Raw genomic sequence first — 20,186 nt, 5'->3', positions numbered from 1 at the left:
GGAATTTACAAATTACGAGAAAGTCTATGGATAAATCTGAAAAACTTGCCTCTTTGGATATGAAAATGCCCCGTTTGGGTTTTCTGGTGAGAAAAACCGAACGAGGCATTTTTTATTTTGATGAGAATTGTTGGTCTGTTTTTTTGTTTGTTATCTTCAAATTTCCAGAAAAAATTAGTCATCGCTGAAATCATTTATTGGGTTCTGACCTTGACCTGCAGTGGCTAAATTGAAACGATCTGCCAACCACATTCCTAAGCACATCATCAGCACAAATGCAGCGCCTTTGGCGATACCTGCACCGAGCAATATAAGACTTGGACCAGGGCAAATGCCCGCTATTCCCCAGCCAATACCAAACAATAAACTACCACCAATTAAGCGCCCATCGATGTCGGTTTTTTTCGGAAAGCGAAGTAATTCACCAGACCACGATACCGCCTTTTTTCGTAAGATAGTAAAAGGTAAAATAGCTAAACCAATGGCACCACCCATGACCAATGCTAGCGATGGATCCCAAGCACCAAATAGATCTAAAAAATCCAGCACTTTAGCTGGATTTGCCATGCCTGCAATGATTAAACCTACGCCAAAAATAATCCCGCTAAGCGCGGCGATGAAGACGGTAATTAACATGAAAATGACTTTCAATTAAAGTAGTTGGCGAATTAGGGCGACAGTCGCAAAACCCGCACCCATAAAGGCGATGGTGGCGATGATAGAGCGTGGTGATAGACGAGAAATGCCGCAAACGCCATGCCCACTGGTACAGCCAGAACCGAGCCGAGTGCCGAAGCCAACGATCAAACCAGCGAATAAAAGTGCAGGCCAATCTGTTTGAATTTCAATTGCAGGTAATTCAAAAAAAAGTCTGTACAAAAGGGGGCTGATAGTAAGGCCAAGAATGAACGCTAAACGCCATGACCATTCCGATTGATTGCCTCTAAATAGGCCTGTAAATACGCCCGCAAGAATCCCAGTAACGCCAGCAATCCTACCGATTCCTGCCATCAATAGTACCGATGCAAAACCGATTAATAAGCCGCCACCGATTGCAGTGAACGGGGTAAATTGTTCCCATGCGATGTGCATAGATTTTCCTCAAAAAATAGTCGTCAGTTTGTTTTTTAAAGCGTGCTAAAGCGGCGTATGTTGAGCGTCAGATTGGAGATCAATTGTTGGTGTCAGGGCTGATAATCTGAACAAAAAAATCTCAATACTGCATTTTATTTTTTAATTTTTTTGCGCTAGTAATTGCATACTAGTGGTGTGAAAAATTGTTTCGTGCAACTTACTTTAAAAAACCGAAAATAATTATAGAGGGAAAAAAAGGAATACGTGGTCGGCTACAGGCCGCAGAAAAGAAGCAGAGGCAGGAAAAAAGGCGCAAAGGCAGGAAAAGGGAAACAGCAAGTTGAATGTTTCCCGTGTACGTCGAAGTTTTAGTTTGCTGTATGCCAGTTCGTCACATAGGCTGGTGCTGCCTGCGTGTTGAGTTCGTGAGGGACAGGCGGCAGTGTTTGGCGACAAAATGGTAAAACTCCAGCCCAGACAGCTTGTGCCATGTCTTCTTCATCGTCGTTTGGACCATCGCTGCGTTGTTTGCAAGCGGCCTCAGTTAAGGCGATACGCATCACCGTGGTTCCAGCCAGTTCGGCGCGATTGCCGGGGCGTGCTTCTTGCTGACGACCTGGGGCAATTTTATCCATGAAAGCAGCCATCGCGGCCGCTTTGTGGTCACCATCTACACGTTCAAAAACGCCATAAATCATCGCCGAACGATAATTCATAGAATGATTGAATGCAGCGCGTGCCAGCACCAAGCCATCCAGATGGGTAATCGCGACGCAAGCTGGTGTTTCGCTCATCAGGATTTTTGCCAGGCGACTGGGATTTGCTGCATGAATATACAGAAAATTATCTTCACGCCAGCACGCAGTAGGAATGCAATGGCTACCTTTGTCATCGGCAAACGCAACATGGCAGAGGTAAGCATCATCAATAATCGCGTAAAGCGTAGCCTGATCGTAGTTGGCATTTTCAGCAATTCGACGTACTTGAGTGCGTTCGCTTGGGGCTGCGGCGTTTGTATTACTTGTCATTGTAGGGTGTCCTTGAAAGAGACCTCTACACAACCTACTACGCGACCAAATTTTGAGTCTGCGATGCTCGCTGTGCTCTAGCACAGGTGCGCTTCTCGACTCAAACTTCGACCGCTCGCTACGGTTGTGCAGAGGTCTCTGAAAGTAGCTTTGTTGAAAACAAAGTGAACTATAATCATCAACTGGTTCCATCTCAAGATCCAAGATATGTATATTTTTTAGGACTACAAAATGGATTATGCTTTATTGATAGCGCGTTATTCCAAAGGCCAAAAGAAAACGTGGTCAGCGCAAAAAACCTTACATGCGGCTTTGAAAGCGGCGATTCAAGAAGGTGCCTTAGCTGCTGGTACACGTTTATTGGCCAGTCGTGTGTTAGCGCAAGAGTTGGGGATTGCGCGTAATACGGTGGTGTACGCCTATGAACAACTAGTCAGCGAAGGCTATTTGAGCACTGATCGACGCGGCAGTGTGGTCAATAATATGGCGGTGATCGCCAGGAAGTTGCAGACTGTTGTATTGGATGATGAACCAAGCTTGAATTTGGCAGGTCGTGCGCAAAATCTCATGTCTCTACCGGTGGCTTCTGATTTGACCTCAGGATTCGCACCCGGTGTGCCTGCGCTGGCAGATTTTCCTATGGCTTTATGGCGAAAAAGTCTGGATGCCACATGGCGTCAGCTAACTGTGGCGCAGCTTGGCTATGCCGATGCTGCTGGTGAACTTGTACTGCGCACTGCCATTGCCGATCATTTACGTGCCTCGCGTGGCGTGGACTGTGACGCGGAGCAAGTGATCATTACGGATGGTACGCAAAGTAGTTTGAGTTTATGCGCACACGCCTTGGCGGATGTGGGCGATAAAGTGTGGATAGAAAATCCCGGCTATGTGGGCGCGCAAATCGCTTTTTGTTCTGCGCAGTTAAATGTGATAGGGATAGCGGTCGATCAGGATGGCATTGCACCCAAGGCCAATGATTGGCAATTACATCCGCCTAAGTTTGTGTATGTCACACCGTCGCATCAATATCCTACTGGACAGGTGCTGAGTTTAAGCCGGCGTTTGGAACTGATTCAACAAGCACGCTTACATGGCAGTTTATTGATAGAAGACGACTACGATAGTGAATTTCGTCATGAAGGACCGCCACTTCCAGCCATGCAGGGATTAGTAGCCGATGCGCCAGTCATTTATCTGGGCACGTTTAGTAAAACACTGTTTCCTGCATTACGTATCGCTTATCTTATTCTGCCGAAAAATTTGCTGACAACGATGCGTGCCTTGGTCGCCAAAGCATCTCTGCGCGGACGTTCTGCTGATCAGATTTGTTTGGCAAAATTCATGCGTGACGGTCATTTTTTACAGCATTTACGGCGTATGCGTCGTTTGTACAAACAAAGACGCGATGCCTTGGTGGAATTGTTGCAGACGCAATTAGGTGATATCGCCAGTGTGTATGGCGATACGGCGGGTATGCATCTTTCCTTATGTTTTCATGACGGCAGCATAAACGACCAAGCTTGTAGTCAAGCTGCTTTGGCGCAAGGTATTGTGGCGCCAGCCTTGAGTTCACATGCGGTAGGAAAACGGCGGCAAGCATGGTCAGGTTTGATGCTAGGTTATGCGCAAGTGCCGGTGGAAGAGATGCCTAGTTTAGTGGCTAAGCTGCAAAAAATTTTGCGTTGCCAGTGTTAGGTTATTTGTTACTGAATTTTTTAGGGAAAGTAAAAATTCATCTATCAATTTATTGATTAAGTATGGGAAAAATCAATAAAAGTGAGAAAAATTTTTATGAATTTGTGAAGAGCTACAATTCATCAGTATCATTGTTGGGCTTCGCTACACTCAGCACCAACCTTCGAATCTTGATTGCAACTCGTAAGCTATGTCCATCTCAAAAGTTCTGAACTACGAACTCGCTCCATCCCCGGCAACCATCTTCGGTTGTTTGCTACCCGCGCCGTGGATGGGTGTTGCAGCCGGACTTTTACTGGCCTTTGGCCCCGATGCTGGGTTGCCTAGTCGTTATTCTCCTTTGGTTTTAGCGGTGACGCATGTTTTGGTCTTGGGCATGTTGGCACCCATCATGGTGGGCGCCTTATTTCAGTTATTTCCTGTGGTTGCCGGGCAAGTGGTGCGTCCTGCTAAATGGATTGCGCCTTTTGTAGCCTTAGGGTCGGCTGCAATTGCGCTAGGTTTGAGTGTGGGATTTTTAAGCGGAAATCGAACCGGATTCGCGCTTGCTGCATGGATTGCGGTGAGCTTATATGGTGCTATCGTACTGGCATTAGCTCATGCCGCCTGGCAGATGGTTTTACCCGCAAGCCCAGATGCAACATTAAAAAGCTTACGTGGCATTGCCTTCGCTTTATTTTTGGTGATAGGACTAGGTGTGGCATTAGCAGGTGCTTTTGCTGCTTGGTGGCAGCTTGATCTCGTGTATGTATTACGCTTGCATGTGGCGTGGGGCTTAGTTGGCTGGATTGCTTGTCTGGTGTTGGGTGTGGCATCGACTGTCGTGCCGATGTTCTGGCAAACCAGTCGACCAAGCATGACTTGGCATAAGCACCTGCCCTGGGATCTATGGCTAGGTTTATTGATGTTGTTCTTACCCTTATCCGACACCTTATTAAAACTCCTGATATCGGCGCTGGCGTTGTTCGTTGCTGTGCTGGCGATAGCGGCTCTGCGTGCCATATTAAAAGCGAAACGCAGTTTTGACCCAGCTTGGAATTTGTGGTTGGGGTGTGCATTAAGCTGGGCTAGTGCTGCCATTTTGTTATTGATACAGACACATTTTGAATCGCACTTATCGTCGGATTTAACAAGTTTTTTACCATGGTGGATAGGTGTGCTTTGTCTGGTTGGCGGTGCGGTGATGCCAGTCAATGCCATGCTGGGAAAAATCATTCCCTTCTTAATTTTCTTACATTTGCGTCGTCAAACACCGATGGGGAAAAGGGTGCCTAGCATGCAGGTGATTTTGCCGCCTCAAGGTTTGCGCTGGCAGGCATATAGCTTGATATTGAGTTTGCTTTGTTTGTTGTTATTACCTGTTGCACCATTGTTCTTCAAATACTTGGGTGGCGTCACCTTCGCTTTGTCGCAAGCGTTAATAGCGATATTGATGTTGATGAGTTTGGCTCGCTACCGTCGAGAACTTGGTAAAGTTTTATTTCCATCTCAAGCAGCAGATTAGTTCTGTCACTTTGCACAGTATCTGAAGTGTCTGCGTTTTCCTTAGCCACAAGCGGCTATGGAGAAATCCCAACAAAACCCCTAGTCATCTGTGAAGTATTTCATTTCTGTACTTTTTGTCTGCTATAGTTGGCATCAAGTTGCTATTCCATCGCGCTTTCAGAAAATCACGTCAGTCATTAAGGGGTTAACACTTGCAACTTCTTTCTGCCAAATTCTTCCACTTCTCCTATTTCACTAAGAGCCTATTTGCGGTCGTCTTGGTGTTGTCAGAATGTTTTTTTTCGAATATCGCGCAAGCGGGGGCTTTGCATCGTTTGCGTTTTGACCATTTTAGTATTGATCAAGGATTGCCTAGCACAGGCATCATGACGGTTTATCAAACCCGAAATGGCTTTATCTGGATGGGAACGGCGAATGGTTTGGTGCGTTATGATGGCCGCCACATTCGTTTATTCTCGCATTCGCCAGCGACAGAAAATACGATTAGCCATGATCGTATCTTTAGCTTATTTGAAGATGATCAACAAAGATTGTGGATAGGAACCCGGCGCGGTTTGAATGTATTAGATTTACGTACGGACAAGATACAGCGTATTGCGATGCCAGCTGAAGTACATATGAAGCAACAAGTGGTGTATGGCATCACACAAGCAACGAAAGCGCGTTTGTGGATAGCGACTTCTGCGGGCTTGATGTTATTTGATCCTGCAAATAAACAATTTACGAAGTGGCAGCCTGAGCCGTCGGTGCGCGCGGATTTTGTTGGTGAAGTGCGGGCGATCTTGGGAGATAAGTCGGCGGGAATCTGGATAGGTCAAGCCAGCACGATCGCGCACATCAATGCAGATGGTCAACTGCTTGAGCACTTCAAATCCACACAGCATCAAGATAGCAAAACTTTGCAAGATAGTCAGGCGCTGGTACGTAGCCTGGCATTCGATAATCAAGGGCAATTGTGGGTTGGATTGACCGGTGGCTTGCGCATTTGGCGCGTTCATCAACAAGCTGCGCTCGCGGTTTCATTACCTGCGTCTTTGAAAGTGCCGGTGGCAACAGTGGCAGCGATCTTGCAAGATCATGAGCAATCAATGTGGTTGGCAATGGGAGATGATCAGGGTTTATTACGTTGGCGCGCTGATCAGCAAAGCTTAGAAAAATTTGTTAATCGTCCGTCGGTCAATAGTAGCCTGAGCGGTGACACCATTACTTCGCTGATGCAAGATGCTAGCGGTGGTTTGTGGGTTGGTACCAGCGATTATGGTGCGAATTTGGTAGATTTGAAAGGCCGTGGCTTTACGACTTATTTGAATATTCCCGGAGATGATCGTAGCTTGTCGCACCGCCTGGTGACCGCAGTCATTCCCGATCAAGCTGATTATGTCTGGTTGGGTACCTTGGGTGGCGGTTTGAATCGCCTGCATCTGCCTTCAGGTGATACGCAGCGTTTTAGTAAACAACAGGTCAGTGTTGAATATATTCGCGTATTGATGTCAGATCAAAAGAAGCAATTGTGGATTGGTGGCGAGAAGTTGCAAATCTTCGACCCGAAAACGCAGCGCAGCCGTGATGTTCTCGTGGATAAAAATTTTCCAGTTGGGGCACGTTTTACTTCCTTGGTTCAAGATCAGCACGGTGATGTGTGGGTAGGTAGTAGTGTTGGTCTGTATAAGATTAAGGCGGATGCCAGCGTGGCGGTTTTTCGTGCTGAAGCGAATCGAGATGGGCGTATTAATGACGATGCCATCGATAGTTTATTAATCGATCGTCAGCAACGCTTGTGGGTGGGCAGCAAAGGAGGCTTGTATCTTTACGATGAACAAACTCAGCGCTTTCAAGCCATAGGGAAACCAAGCGCATTGTTACCAACGCCAGACAAATTGGGTGTGACCGCTTTACGTCAAGACCAACAAGGTCGGATTTGGGCCGCGACGGTATTGGGTGGCTTGCTGGAAGTCAGACCCGTTTCAGCGATTGCAGATCAGGCCTCCAAGCAGACAAATTGGGAATTGATTTCCTGGGCAGATACGCCACAAATTCCAAGAGATGTAATAGAGGCCATGCAAGATGCGGATCATGGTGAAATCTGGATGAGTAGTGAACGCGGCTTGATGCGTGTGCGTACGGAAAATAAGCAGGGACGAAATTTTCCGTCATTTGGCCGATTCGATGGTGCCTTTAATTTTGCAGCGGCTGCCAGAACTACAAATGGTGGGATTTTGTTTGGTGGTGTTGGTTTAGCTTATTTTCATCCAGCGAATATTTGGGATAACGCCGTTGCGCCCAGAGTCGTACTCAGTGACATTTTATTGTTTAATAAATCCTTGATGACCTGGGATGCTAAACAAGAAAATACACAAGAAAATACGTTTGATTCGCAAACTGAGTCGCGCATCACGGCATCATCTGCAAGTCTTGCAAGCACCAAAGCTAAGTCGCCTGCATTGGATTTGAAAAGTCTGGGAGTTGATGGCCCGCTCAGTGCGGTAACAAGGATTGAGTTAGATCACCAGCAGACCATGGTCAGCTTTGAATTGGCGGCGCTGCATTTTTACAACCGAACACAAAACCGCTATGCCTGGAAATTAGAGGGCTATGATAAAGATTGGATTTATGGTCAGGCAGATCGTAGTACCGCTACATACACGAATCTGGATGCGCGCACTTATCGCTTGCTTGCCAAGGCGGCTAATCCCGATGGTATTTGGGGTGATAGTACTGAAATTCTGACCTTAGTGGTGACGCCACCGTTTTGGAAAACTTGGTGGTGGTATGGATTGTGGACGGTGATCGCTTTGAGTGGCTTGCGGTTTGCCTATCAGGTGCGCTTGCGTGCGATCAATGAAAATCAACTCTACCTTGAACAGCAGGTGAAAGTACAGACACAAGAGGTATTAGAACAGAAAAAACTTGCCGATACCCAGCGTGAAATAGCAGAACGTGCGCGTAATGATATTGGTCGTTTGAGTGAAATTGGTTTGCAGATCACGGCTTCGCTTGATAAGCGCGAAATTCTCAATACTTTGTATCAAAATATTCGCAGCGTGGTTCGTGCTACGACTTTCGGGGTTGGTATTGTCGATTGGGATAAGCGGATTATTCGTTTTGAATATACGATACAAGGAGATCAATTGATCTTACCTTATGAGCGTAGTCTGGATGCGGTGGAACAACCTGCAACTCGTTGCGTGTTAAGCGCTCAAGAGTTAATTGTGAATGAGATTGAACATGATAGCCGTATGATGGATCCAATCGTTGCCAATCGCACTGGAGAGAATTTTGTCAGACTAGAAGACGGTACGCCAACCGAAGATTCCCGTTCGGGTGTTTATGTGCCGATTGTCTTGGGTGGACGGGTGATGGGGGTGGTCGGAGCATTAAGCAAAGAGCCGAACGCTTTTGGTTTGAATGATTTAAATATTCTGCGTACGCTAGCCGCTTATACAGGTGTGGCGTATGACAATGCGGAAGCATATCGTCGCCTGAAAATAACGCAATCTAAATTAGTTGAGCAAGAAAAAATGGCAGCGCTGGGCTCATTGGTAGCAGGGGTCGCACATGAGCTGAATACGCCGATTGGCAATAGCTTATTGATGGCGAGTACCATGCAAGATTTAAGTGAACAGTTTCTGCAAAAATTTAACGACAACCAGTTACGTCGTTCGGATTTGGAGAGTTATAGTCGAAGTGCGATCAGCTCATCTGATTTAATGGTTCGCAGTCTCACTAGTGCCGCAAATCTGGTGAGTAGCTTTAAGCAGATTGCAGTTGATCAAACCTCAGATCAACGCCGTGATTTTGATTTACGTTTTTTCTGTGAAGAAGTGGCGTTGACTTTGTCGAATCGCAGTAAGCGTGAAGGCAATGAGATCCGTGTTGAGATCGCTGATGGGTTGATGCTTGATAGTTATCCTGGATCTTTAGGGCAGGTTCTCAATAATCTGATCATTAATGCGATGGTGCATGGTTTTCATGAACGCAGCCAAGGCGTCATTGTGTTACGAGGGCAGGCGATCGATGAGCATCAATTGCAACTAGTCGTACAAGACAATGGCGTTGGAATTGCGAAAGAAAATATCGAGCGCATTTTTGAGCCTTTCTTTACGACACGTCTAGGGACAGGTGGTAGTGGCCTAGGTTTGCATATCTGTTACAACATCATTCATTCAATACTGGGCGGCACTATCCAAGTGCATAGTGAAGTTGAAGTGGGTACCAGTTTTACCATCATCTTGCCGCGTGTGGCGCCGATTAAAGCCGTCAGCACGGAGCAGAAATAGTGCAGGATATCCGTGATGTCGTTCTCCAATGCTGCAATCGAGATGCGACTATTGATTGCTGAATGCATCGTCTTTCGCCAACGGAAAATTAACGACAAAGCAGCAACCGGCGCCCAACTCAGTTTCACAATACACGGAGCCACCCATGGCTTCGCTGAGTTTTTTCACGATGGATAAGCCCAGCCCCGTGGAATGCTCCCCGGCCGTTGGTATGCTGGATAATTTACTGAATCGTTCGAATAAATGCTCTTGATCTTCTTGCGATAACCCCGAACCTTGATCCTGTATGCGTACCTGCGCAAAGTCTTGTGAGCGTAGTAGTTGCACACTGATGTGTTTGCCGATAGGTGAATACTTGATGGCGTTGGAAATCAGATTATCTAAAATTTGGAAACAGGCATTTGGGTCAGCCAGAATGATGATGTCTTGTTGATTGGTGAAACTGTCTTGCGCTTGAGTTTGAGCGTAAGCGACTTGGCAATGTAGCTCTTTTGCCCGCAGATTATGTTCATACTGCATCACCACCTGATGACAGATTTCATAGAGATGAATACGATGCTTTTCAAGTTTGGCATTGCCCGATTCCATCGCGTTCACATCGAGTAAATTCGTGATGATGTGCATCATCCTTTGTCCACTACGACTGATTCTCTCTAAATAGCTATAGCGTTGTTCCGGTGTAATGCCAGATTCTAATTTTCGCATCAGATCACTCAAGCCTATGATGCCAGTGAGTGGATTTTTTAGATCATGTGCGGCGATGCCTAAAAATTCATTCTTTTGTTTATCGAGCTTTTCCAAACGTGCAATCAGCTCTGCCATTTCTTTGGTACGTTGTTGAATTTTTTCTTCTAATTCGTGTTCAGCACGTTGTGAAATCGAGAGTAATTGTGTCTGAGTCTGTGCGTTTTCATTTTTAATGATATTGATACGATCTGCTTGTGCCAAAGCGAGCAAGATGATTTCAATAGCCGCACCAATTTGATAACCGAACTCGGTCAGCCAACTACTTTCGATGATGCCCAAATTCCGTAAAATAATCAGAACTCCACCAGCAATCCAGGCTGCGGTTGCGGCGACGACGATGTAACCCGGACGGTAGCCGCGCCAACCGATCAGCATGCCGATAGGAAGCACCACGATCATTTGAATAAACGCAAGAATTTGCGCAGCCGCTGCTACTTGCCTATTCCATCCAAGCAAAACGGCGATGATGATGAGCACGGCAAAGATTTGTAGTATGCGGAATCCTTTTGCAATCTCTGGCATGATTTTGGCAAGTTGCAAAAAGCTAGTGATGAACAGTGAGTACAACAACAGCAAACCGGGAACTGCGAGGCTTTGTATCAGTTCAACTAGCCAAACATTATCAGGTTCAAAATAGAGCGCAAGATGGCCGTTATTGTTGAAGCCTACTAATAAAGTGAATGTCGACAAGAATAAGTAAAACAGATTGGCTCTGTCACGATAGCCGAATGTCAAAATTAAATTGTAAGTAATCATCGCCAGCATCACACCGTAGAAAATTCCCATCAGGCTTGATTGGAAATTACTGGCTTCTGCAAATGCTTTTGGCGTATACAGGTGGGCACTGAAGTATAAAGCGCTAGTCGTTTGTATACGCAGATAAATCGTGTGCTTTTCAGTATCTGCAAGATGCAGTCGAAAGACCGCTAGTCGGTGTCGGGTTTCGGCGTTGGTAAAAAGTGTGCGATCACCGGTTTGATGAGTGCTAATAATTTGATTGTTCGCGACATGGTAAGCGCGCACATCATCCAGCATATTAGGTGTAATTTCCATCCACCATTGGCTTGAAGCTTGTGTGTTCTTTCTTTGTAATTCTAATTTGAGCCAATAGACAGATTTTGTGTACGAGGCACTCAAGTCGCCAGCTAGCGCTGTGAATATTGGCTTAGGTGCTGCCGATGCCTGATCTTGCAGGATGTCGGTAATGCTGAGACTGCCAGTTTTATCTTCCAGCACTTGCCAATGTGACTTCAGATTAATCGCCTCAGGTGAAGTTTGTAATGGCAAAATTGCAGCATTGGCGATGCTCGAAGTGAAGCTAAAAATACATAAATAGAGTAGAGATAGAAACAGCTTGATTTCTTTATGCATACTAATTTTGTTCGAGCGAATAATGGAGCGGGACATAGACAGTAGTGCCAGTTGTTCTAATTTTCAGACTAGCAATTTTCGATATCTAGATCAATCAAATTCCCAGCATCTCACATTAATTGACGCTTGTGCACTCGGTTTTGTTGTTGTTTCAGAACTGAAATTGTAAATTAGGACTTACGCAAAATTGCGCTGGCTAGAGCCTGCCCTCGAATGCTTGAATCGGGGGAGGGAAGCCGAAGACAGTACGGTTGCTTGGCCTGCCCCTGCGAAGGCCGGGGGCGAGGCGAACCAACAACGCCAGCGTCTTTTTTGCGTAAGTCCTATAAATACTGTACAAAAATTTTATTCAAATACTTTTTATACTGAGAAACGATAGAGGATCAATTGCGCAGAAGATCCTTAGGCAAGTAGCAAATAATTATTTAAAAGTCAGACGAGTGAAAATTTGATCTGGAACAAGATTTATCCCCCAAAAGAACTAGATGATCTAGCTTGGCGGCGAATTGTGCTGTTGTCTGAATCGGCACAAAATGACAGCATGAAAAATCTTTCTACACCTCCAGACCTTGCCCCCGGGGCACAATTGATAGACCGCTTTGGTCGGCAATTAAACTATTTGCGCGTATCGGTCACTGATAAATGTGATTTGCGATGTAGTTATTGCATGCCAAAAGGCTTTCATGGTTTTGAGGAACCGGAAAACTGGTTGCGCTTTGATGAAATCGAAAGAGTGGTCGCGGCGTTTGGACGCTTGGGCGTGGCGCGGGTGCGCCTAACGGGTGGTGAGCCTTTATTGCGGCGCAATTTACCGCAATTGGTTGAGCGTCTTGCTAGTCACGCCGAGATTCGGGATATTTCTTTATCGACGAATGCCACTCAATTACATAAGCACGCGCAAGCTTTGCATCAGGCAGGCGTTAGCCGGATCAATGTCAGCCTAGATAGTTTGGACAAAGCCTGTATGGAAAACATCACCGGCCGCGATAGTTTTGCCAGCATTATGGCAGGCTTGCAAGCAGGTAAGCAGGCGGGTTTTAAACCGATTAAATTGAATATGGTGGTCATGGGTGGTGTGAATGAACACGAGGTGTCACGCATGGCAGAGTTTTGTTTTGCGGAAGGTTTTATCCTGCGACTGATTGAAGCGATGCCGATGGGCAGCACCGGGCAAAATAGTCAGTATCGCGATATTGGTCCGATTCGTGATCAATTGGTGCGGCAGTTTGATTTGATTCCGGCGGCAGAAGAATTAGGTGGCGGGCCTGCGCGGTATTGGACTAGCCGTGATGGACAAGCAACGATAGGATTTATCTCACCGATCAGCCAACATTTTTGTGCGACTTGTAATCGGGTGCGCTTGGCGGTTGATGGCACTTTGTATATGTGTTTGGGGCAAGAAGAAAAGTTTGAACTGCGTCCACTATTAAGAGCGGGAATCAGCGATGAAGCTCTAGAGCAAGCAATACGGCAAGCGATAGAACTGAAGCCTGAACGACATGAATTCACGACGCAGCCGCAGAAAATTATCCGGTTTATGTCACAAACCGGTGGATAGTCTACATAGCGAAATAGAGTGAGGTTGAAGATGGAAGTGCGTAATATTCACCAATTTATAGAAGGATTTCAACGCTTTCAGTCCAAATATTTTGCAGGTGAAAAGCCGTTGTATAACAAGTTGAATAATGGTCAGAATCCGACTACCTTGTTAATTGGTTGTTGCGATTCGCGGGTTGATCCGGCCTTGTTGTTAGACTGTGATCCAGGCGACATTTTCGTGATTCGAAATGTGGCGAATTTGGTGCCACCTTGTAATGAATCGGGGAATCAACAAGGTGTTAGCGCAGCGATCCAGTTCGCGGTAGAAGCTTTGAATGTGAAGCGCATCATTGTGATGGGACATGAAAAATGTGGCGGCATACGTGCTTTGATGCAAGGTTATCAGCCCAGTCGTAAGATTGATTTTATTGGCCGCTGGATGCGCATCGTCGAACCTGTGAAGCAACAGGTTTTGAGTCAATTAAGTCATTGTAGTAGTGAGGTGCAGAATCATGCTTGTGAGCTTGGTGCGATTATCATGTCATTAAATAATCTGCGCAGCTTTCCTTGGGTGGCAGAGCGCGAACAAAGCGGTGAGATTGCGCTACATGGCTGGTATTTCGATATGACGAATGGCGCTTTACTGGCATACTCTGATCGCACCGACAGTTTTCTGCCTATGGTGTGTCCGCTTGGCGTGCCGCATGCAAGTAAAATAAATGGCGCAGACATCGTCAATGCATCGGATGTGACCAGTATGAATGCAGAATTAGTCGATTAATTTTCAGAACTGCTCAAGAAAAAACACATGGATTCTAGCAATCAACTACCTATTGGCAAACGACTGACCTTTCGTATTTTAATGACGACCGTGGTTGGCTTAGCCTTGACGCTGGCTGCGATTGGTTACACCTTGCTGTTGTCTTGGCAATTGGAAGGTGGTGGTGCGGCGATTAATGAAGCGGGTAGTTTGCGTATGCGTTCGTATCGCCTGGCAATGGTGTTGGAGCATCCCAGTAAGGGAACTAGCGTTACACAAGAATTACAAGAATTTAATCGCACCTTGTCAGATCTGGAACACGGTGATGCCAAGCGACCTTTGTTTCTGCCACAAACCACACCGATCCGTGAACAAATGCGTAAGGTGCAGCAAGATTGGCTACAACGTATTCAAGTCAATGCACGTAGCGTTGTCGAGCAAAGTGAGCCGCAGTTAAGACAAATTGCCTTGCAAAATTATGTTGCCGAGTTGCCCGGCTTTGTCAAAAATATTAATCAGTTAGTGTCTTTGGTTGAGGTTGAGTTAGAAGAAAAAACCACTTGGTTGCGCTTGTGCCAGACCGCTTTGATTTTTATGTCACTCGCCGCCAGTGTTGCTTTACTTTATCTCTTGTATTTGTGGATCGTAGGCCCGGTTAGCCGCATGCAATCTGGGATTGCCCGTATGAGTAAAGACGATTTAAGTGTGCGCTTACCGATAGAAACGGAAGATGAATTTGGTGTGTTGGCGCAAGCTTTTAATCACATGGCGGATCATGTACAAAGTGTGCATCGGACTTTGGAAGAACGGGTAGTAGAAAAGACCGCAAAATTACAAGCGCAAAATCACGAAATTAGTACGATGTATGAGATCGCGGCGTTTCTCTCTGGCCCGCATGCGATCGAAGAGTTATGTCGTGGATTCTTACACCGAATTATGCAACGTATGCATGCTGACGGTGGCACAGTAAGGATACTCGACAACGAGAAAGGCAATGTGCATATCACCGTGCATGAAGGTATCTCGGAAAAAATGATAGAGGAAGAACATTGCATCAAGAAAGATGATTGCCTGTGCGGTGCTGCGACTTCCAAGGGGATTATTTTGGTGCGTGATTTCCGTTTGTTAGATCAGCAAAAACGTTATCGCTGCCAAGAAGAAGGTTACGTATCTTTAGCGGTATTTCAAATTCAAACGCGTGATCAAGTCATTGGGAGTTTTTCTTTGCACTTCTCACGAGAGCGCTTGGTCACGGGTGAAGAGCGTCGTTTGTTAGAAATCTTAGGAAAAAATCTTGGTTCGTCGATAGAGAATCAGCGCTTGATCGCCAAAGAAAAAGAATTTGCTGTATCACAAGAACGCAATCTATTAGCGCAAGGCTTGCACGATAGTATTGCGCAAGGCTTGAATTTTTTGAACCTGCAAGTGCAGATGTTAGAAGACTCTTTAAAGCGGAATGATATAGAAGAAATTCATGACATTACACCGCTACTGCGGGCGGGAATACAAGAAAGTTATGAAGATGTGCGTGAACTTTTATTGAATTTCCGTACCCGCTTACAAGACAGTAATTTAGAATCTGAAATGCGTAATGTGGTATCAAAATTCCAGCGCCAAACCGGCGTGCATGCGACGATAGACATCGTTGGTGATGGTGCGCAATTGGCACCAGAACAGCAATTGCAAGTGCTGTTTATTTTGCAGGAAGCCTTATCGAATGTGCGCAAACATGCCCAAGCCAGTGAAGTAAAAGTGAATGTTCAGAATGACCGCGATTTTGCCATGACAGTGCATGACGACGGCGCCGGTTTTGATGTGACAACAGTTGCGCAAAAAGGCGACGGACATGTTGGGTTGCGTATCATGCATGAACGTGCGGAACGTTTGGCCGCACAATTTTCTATCATTAGCGCGAACCAACAGGGAACCACGATTTCTTTGCACTTAAAACGCGAAGAGCGCTTGGTGGCATAAACTTACATCATCAATAATCCAACAGAAAATAGCGAGACATGAGCATTAGAATTTTATTAGTGGATGACCATAGCCTATTTCGTAGTGGCATACGTTTATTATTGCAACGTAATCCTGAATTTGAGATCGTGGGTGAGGCTGCCGATGGTTTGGAGGGAATTAAACGTGCCAAGCAGTTGAAGCCCGATGTGGTCTTAATGGATTTAAATATGCCCGGTTTGTCAGGATTGGAAGCGATGCAATTGATCGTGGAAGATTTGCCTGATACCGCAGTCTTGATGCTGACAGTTTCAGAAGAAGCGGAAGACCTCACCACAGCCTTAAAAAATGGCGCGCGCGGCTATTTATTAAAAAATATTGAAGCAGACTATTTAACGCAGGCGATTAAACGTGCTGCTGCTGGTGAACCCGTCATTGCAGAATCGATGACAGCTAAACTGGTGATGCAATTTCGTTCCGGAAATAATGTATCAACCACGCCAGAACGCGAAAAGCTTACCCCGCGTGAACGCGAAACCATGGTGTGTTTAGCGCGTGGTGAAAGCAATAAAGAAATTGCCCGTAATCTCGATGTGGCAGAAAGCACCGTCAAAATTCATGTGCAAAATATCCTCAAAAAGCTGAACCTGACCAGCCGCGTACAAATCGCTGTGTATGCAGTTGAACACGGTATGGATAAGTAGCGCTCTTGGCGCGGCTTCCTGCGGAGTACCGTTGTGAAAGCACAAGTGTGCTGCTCGACGACCGTGTCACCATTCGCTAAGCACGTGCAGAATCCTCAAGTCGCGATGTTATTCCTTTAAGACCATACCGTCATCCTAGCCATCTGCAATCAAGATCTACTCCTATTGGCGTATAGGCGCAGCGAAACTGCGCTATTACACTGCCCCTATTACATTGATAAGATGGGGGACGCGTTATGAGTAAGATTAATCTTGATGGACTTTTATCCAATCAGGCTTTGTTTCGTCATATATCGCCGTTTGAATTAGAGAGTTTGAAAAAAGAAGTGGTGAAATTGGAACTAGACAAGGGATTAAGCTTGTTCCAAAAAGGTGATACTGCGGATGCATGTTTTATCTTGGTTTACGGATTGATGAAATTGGCGATTCCTTCCTCTAATGGCAGCGATAAGATCGTCGAATTAATCAGGCCTGGTCAATGCTTTGGCGAGGCGATGTTATTTCTTGAAGAGCCATATCCGTTCTATGCAGAGTCTTTGGAACCGTCTTTATTGCTGCGCTTACCGAGAAATGCGCTGTTTAAATTGCTTGACCAGTCGCCTACGATAGCGCGCCAGATGATGACAGGTTTGTCGCATCGCCTGCTGGGTTTTATTCGCAGCGTGGAACGACAGTCTTCGCATAACGCGATGCAAAGAGTGGTCGACTATTTGGTGCAGGTGGCAGTAACTCAAGATAGTAATGATATCCGTTTGGAGTTAAAGAAAAATGTGGTGGCCTCGCTATTGAATTTGACCCCAGAAACCTTCTCCCGGATGTTGCATCATCTGAGCGAGTTAGATTTAATTCGGGTGAGTGCCTCGCGCATTTATATTCACTGTTTGACCGCGCTAAAAGCCTATGCCAGTAGTAGTGCCGTACAAGATGCTGGCGCGGCTAAAACACAGGTGCGCACACTAGCGCATCGGGTTCCAAATGAATTGGGCGAGGGACAGGGCTTAAGTTTGAGTAGCACTAGTTCTTTTGGCTGAGTAACTCCTACCTTTGCGGATAGATACATCCCCATACGAAGAATTTTCAAATTGACGCGCAATCCTTATGCTCATGATTAAGGATTGCGCGTTTTCATTTCCTTAGGACTTGCGCAAAACAGACGCTAGCGTCGTTGTGGTCGCCTCGCTAGCGCAATTTTGCGTAAATCCTATTCTTTGAATGAAAACATGGAATGAGAATAATTCGAAACTAGTTAAGTGAAGGAGTGCAAGATGGGACATGTGTTAAGCCGATGGGAACCCGAAGATAGCGGGTTTTGGCAGAAGGAAGGAAATGGCATCGCGAATCGTAATTTATGGATTTCGATACCTTGTCTGATGCTGGCATTTTCGGTCTGGATGTTGTGGAGCGTGGTTGCTGCCAATTTGGATAAAGCGGGTTTTAAATTCACCAAAGACCAGTTATTTTTCTTAACCGCTTTGCCAGCTTTGTCAGGCGCCACACTCAGAATTTTTTATTCATTTTTGGTGCCGGTATTTGGCGGTCGTCGCTTCACTGCGATCTCGACCGCGAGCTTATTGATTCCTGCGATTGGTATGGGCTTTGCGTTGCAAGATCCGACGACTAGCTATTCCACTTTATTGATTCTCGCTTTGTTGTGCGGCTTAGGTGGCGGAAACTTCAGTTCTAGTATGGCAAATATCAGTTTCTTCTTTCCAAAATCACGCAAAGGGTATGCGACTGGAATGAATGCTGGTATCGGTAATCTCGGCGTGTCTGTCGTGCAGTTTGTCGCACCATTGGTGATTTCCTCTGCGGTGTTCGGTGCAGCGATTTCCGGTGACGGCTTCTTGTATCACAATGTCAAAACCAATACCGACAAAATGTTTTGGTTGGCAAATGCCGGTTTCATCTGGGTGCCATTCATCGTGGTGGCGACGATTGCTGCTTGGTTTGGCATGAACGATATCGCTTCCGCAAAAGCGTCTTTCTCTGATCAAGCGATTATTTTTAAACGCAAACATAACTGGTTGATGTGCTGGTTATACATCGGCACCTTTGGTTCCTTCATTGGCTTTTCTGCGGCCTTTGCAATGTTGATCAAAGCGCAGTTCCCTGAAGTGGATGTGGCAAAATTTGCTTTCCTTGGTCCTTTGGCTGGCGCATTGGCGCGTCCAGTTGGTGGCATCTTGTCGGATAAATTAGGTGGCGCACGTTTGACATTCTGGGTGTTTGGCGCGATGGCAGCGGTGATTGCATTTGGCATTTTGCCTGCCTTACATGCCCATCAATTCAGTGTGTTTTTGTTCTCCTTTATTGGCATGTTTATTTTGACGGGTTTGGGAAATGGATCGACCTTCTGCATGATCCCAATTATTTTCCAAACCGAAAGAGAACGTGCCAGTGCAGGTAAAGGCGAAGCGGCAATTAGACAAGCACGCCTGGATGCCGCAAAAGAATCTGCTGCGGTCTTAGGATTTTCTGGTGCGATTGGCGCTTATGGTGGATTCTTCATTCCGCAAGGCTTCGGTACCTCGATCAAGATCACTGGAGCACCAGATATGGCTTTGTACACCTTCATCGCTTTCTACATTAGTTGCATGGTGATTACTTGGTGGTTCTATTCACGTAAAAATGCGGAGATGCCTTGTTAGTGATCAACGCGATGTAGGCTAAAAAAACCCGCAAGCAATTGCGGGTTTTTTTTGCTTCTGGTTATGAGTGATGAAATAGAAAATAAAATCTCTCTTTGGCACAATTGAGAATTGACAATTGTCAATTCAGTAAGGATACTTCCTGCGCAGTCGATTGAATTGAATTGTTCGAGTTTTCATACCGCTCTTGTAGCGTTCCAGAGGAAGTGTAGATGATCGCCTTAAAAGATATTCGTAAAACCTATAAGCAGGGAGGAAATGAGATTCGAGCCTTAGATGGCGTGGATTTGTCGATAGCGCGTGGTGAGTTTGTCGCGATCATGGGGCCATCGGGTTCCGGTAAATCGACTTTACTGAATGTTTTGGGTGCGCTGGATAAGCCCGATAGCGGTACCTACCATCTGGAACAGGATGAAATAGGGAGCATGGATGATGATGCTTCTTCGGATTTGCGTAATCGCCGGATTGGCTTTGTGTTTCAGTCTTTTCATTTGTTGCCGCGTTTAACGGTATTAGAAAACGTCTTGTTACCGCAGCGTTATGCGGAGCAGCAAGATCCCGAGGCGGAGAATCGTGCGCGCGCTTTGCTAGAACGTATCGGTTTAGGCCAGCGTATCGGCCATTTGCCTGGCGAGCTTTCTGGCGGACAATTACAAAGAGCTGCGATTGCGCGTGCTTTGTTAAATCAGCCTGCTTTATTGCTGGCAGATGAACCCACCGGCAATCTCGATTCCAAAAGTGCGACCGATGTGTTGGAACTATTGGCCGAATTACATGCCAATGGACAGACCATGGTCTTGGTCACGCATGATCCGAATATCGCTGCCAAAGCCCAACGCACCATTCATTTGAAAGACGGTAAAGTCGATGAGGTGCTGGTATGA

The 20,186-nt window shown here is 46.0% G+C and carries 15 protein-coding genes; 11 read left to right on the top strand and 4 right to left on the bottom strand.

Annotation, left to right across the window (positions count from 1 at the left end):
- Positions 1–26 precede the first annotated feature (26 nt).
- Positions 27–188, top strand: coding sequence for a hypothetical protein (locus H8K33_RS07540; protein ID WP_186890360.1), 162 nt, complete (start codon positions 27–29; stop codon positions 186–188).
- Here the strand turns inward: H8K33_RS07540 and H8K33_RS07535 are convergent.
- The 3 genes from H8K33_RS07535 to H8K33_RS07525 form a co-directional block, all read right to left on the bottom strand.
- The gene (locus tag H8K33_RS07535) at positions 175–636 is read right to left on the bottom strand and encodes a DUF6691 family protein (RefSeq protein ID WP_186890359.1); all 462 of its coding nucleotides are present in this window, start codon (positions 634–636) and stop codon (positions 175–177) included. The two genes, H8K33_RS07540 and H8K33_RS07535, sit on opposite strands and share 14 nt — an antisense overlap.
- 15 nt (positions 637–651) lie before the next feature.
- Positions 652–1,092, bottom strand: a complete 441-nt coding sequence (locus tag H8K33_RS07530) for a YeeE/YedE family protein (protein ID WP_186890358.1) — start codon at positions 1,090–1,092, stop codon at positions 652–654.
- A gap of 350 nt (positions 1,093–1,442) precedes the next feature.
- Positions 1,443–2,102: a pyridoxamine 5'-phosphate oxidase family protein gene (locus H8K33_RS07525; RefSeq protein WP_186890357.1), complete on the bottom strand. Its 660-nt coding sequence runs from the start codon at positions 2,100–2,102 to the stop codon at positions 1,443–1,445.
- 231 nt (positions 2,103–2,333) lie between these two features.
- Between H8K33_RS07525 and pdxR the strand changes: the two genes are divergently transcribed.
- The 3 genes from pdxR to H8K33_RS07510 all read left to right on the top strand — a co-directional run bounded on the left by pdxR (position 2,334) and on the right by H8K33_RS07510 (position 9,580).
- Entirely contained in the window at positions 2,334–3,797 is a 1,464-nt protein-coding gene (gene pdxR / locus H8K33_RS07520; RefSeq protein WP_186890356.1) for a MocR-like pyridoxine biosynthesis transcription factor PdxR, read from the top strand.
- 190 nt (positions 3,798–3,987) lie between these two features.
- Complete coding sequence (locus tag H8K33_RS07515) at positions 3,988–5,301, top strand: hypothetical protein (protein ID WP_186890355.1); 1,314 nt, start codon at positions 3,988–3,990, stop codon at positions 5,299–5,301.
- A 193-nt stretch (positions 5,302–5,494) separates the two neighbouring features.
- Positions 5,495–9,580: a two-component regulator propeller domain-containing protein gene (locus tag H8K33_RS07510; RefSeq protein WP_186890354.1), complete on the top strand. Its 4,086-nt coding sequence runs from the start codon at positions 5,495–5,497 to the stop codon at positions 9,578–9,580.
- 48 nt (positions 9,581–9,628) lie between these two features.
- Here H8K33_RS07510 and H8K33_RS07505 read toward each other — a convergent pair whose 3' ends face one another.
- Complete coding sequence (locus tag H8K33_RS07505; RefSeq protein WP_222613328.1) at positions 9,629–11,734, bottom strand: sensor histidine kinase; 2,106 nt, start codon at positions 11,732–11,734, stop codon at positions 9,629–9,631.
- Between the two features lie 505 nt (positions 11,735–12,239).
- Between H8K33_RS07505 and moaA the strand changes: the two genes are divergently transcribed.
- The 7 genes from moaA to H8K33_RS07470 all read left to right on the top strand — a co-directional run bounded on the left by moaA (position 12,240) and on the right by H8K33_RS07470 (position 20,186).
- Complete coding sequence (moaA, locus tag H8K33_RS07500) at positions 12,240–13,256, top strand: GTP 3',8-cyclase MoaA (protein WP_186890352.1); 1,017 nt, start codon at positions 12,240–12,242, stop codon at positions 13,254–13,256.
- 36 nt (positions 13,257–13,292) lie between these two features.
- The gene (locus tag H8K33_RS07495; RefSeq protein WP_186890504.1) at positions 13,293–14,018 is read left to right on the top strand and encodes a carbonic anhydrase; all 726 of its coding nucleotides are present in this window, start codon (positions 13,293–13,295) and stop codon (positions 14,016–14,018) included.
- A 27-nt stretch (positions 14,019–14,045) separates the two neighbouring features.
- Positions 14,046–15,971, top strand: a complete 1,926-nt coding sequence (locus H8K33_RS07490; RefSeq protein ID WP_186890351.1) for a type IV pili methyl-accepting chemotaxis transducer N-terminal domain-containing protein — start codon at positions 14,046–14,048, stop codon at positions 15,969–15,971.
- A gap of 38 nt (positions 15,972–16,009) precedes the next feature.
- Positions 16,010–16,654 (top strand): response regulator, encoded by a 645-nt coding sequence (locus H8K33_RS07485; RefSeq protein WP_186890350.1) that lies wholly within the window; start codon positions 16,010–16,012, stop codon positions 16,652–16,654.
- 236 nt (positions 16,655–16,890) lie between these two features.
- Positions 16,891–17,685, top strand: a complete 795-nt coding sequence (locus H8K33_RS07480; protein WP_186890349.1) for a Crp/Fnr family transcriptional regulator — start codon at positions 16,891–16,893, stop codon at positions 17,683–17,685.
- A gap of 234 nt (positions 17,686–17,919) precedes the next feature.
- Positions 17,920–19,302 carry a NarK family nitrate/nitrite MFS transporter gene (locus H8K33_RS07475; protein WP_186890348.1) on the top strand — a complete coding sequence of 461 codons (1,383 nt, stop codon included), beginning with the start codon at positions 17,920–17,922 and terminating at the stop codon, positions 19,300–19,302.
- 212 nt (positions 19,303–19,514) lie between these two features.
- Entirely contained in the window at positions 19,515–20,186 is a 672-nt protein-coding gene (locus H8K33_RS07470; protein ID WP_186890347.1) for an ABC transporter ATP-binding protein, read from the top strand.

Origin of the sequence: Affinundibacterium amnicola, from assembly GCF_014284275.1 — a bacterium.
Taxonomy (GTDB): Bacteria; Pseudomonadota; Gammaproteobacteria; order Burkholderiales; family Burkholderiaceae_D; genus Undibacterium; species Undibacterium amnicola.
The sequence above is the reverse complement of the archived record's forward strand: the minus strand, read 5'-3'. Positions and strand labels throughout refer to the sequence as shown.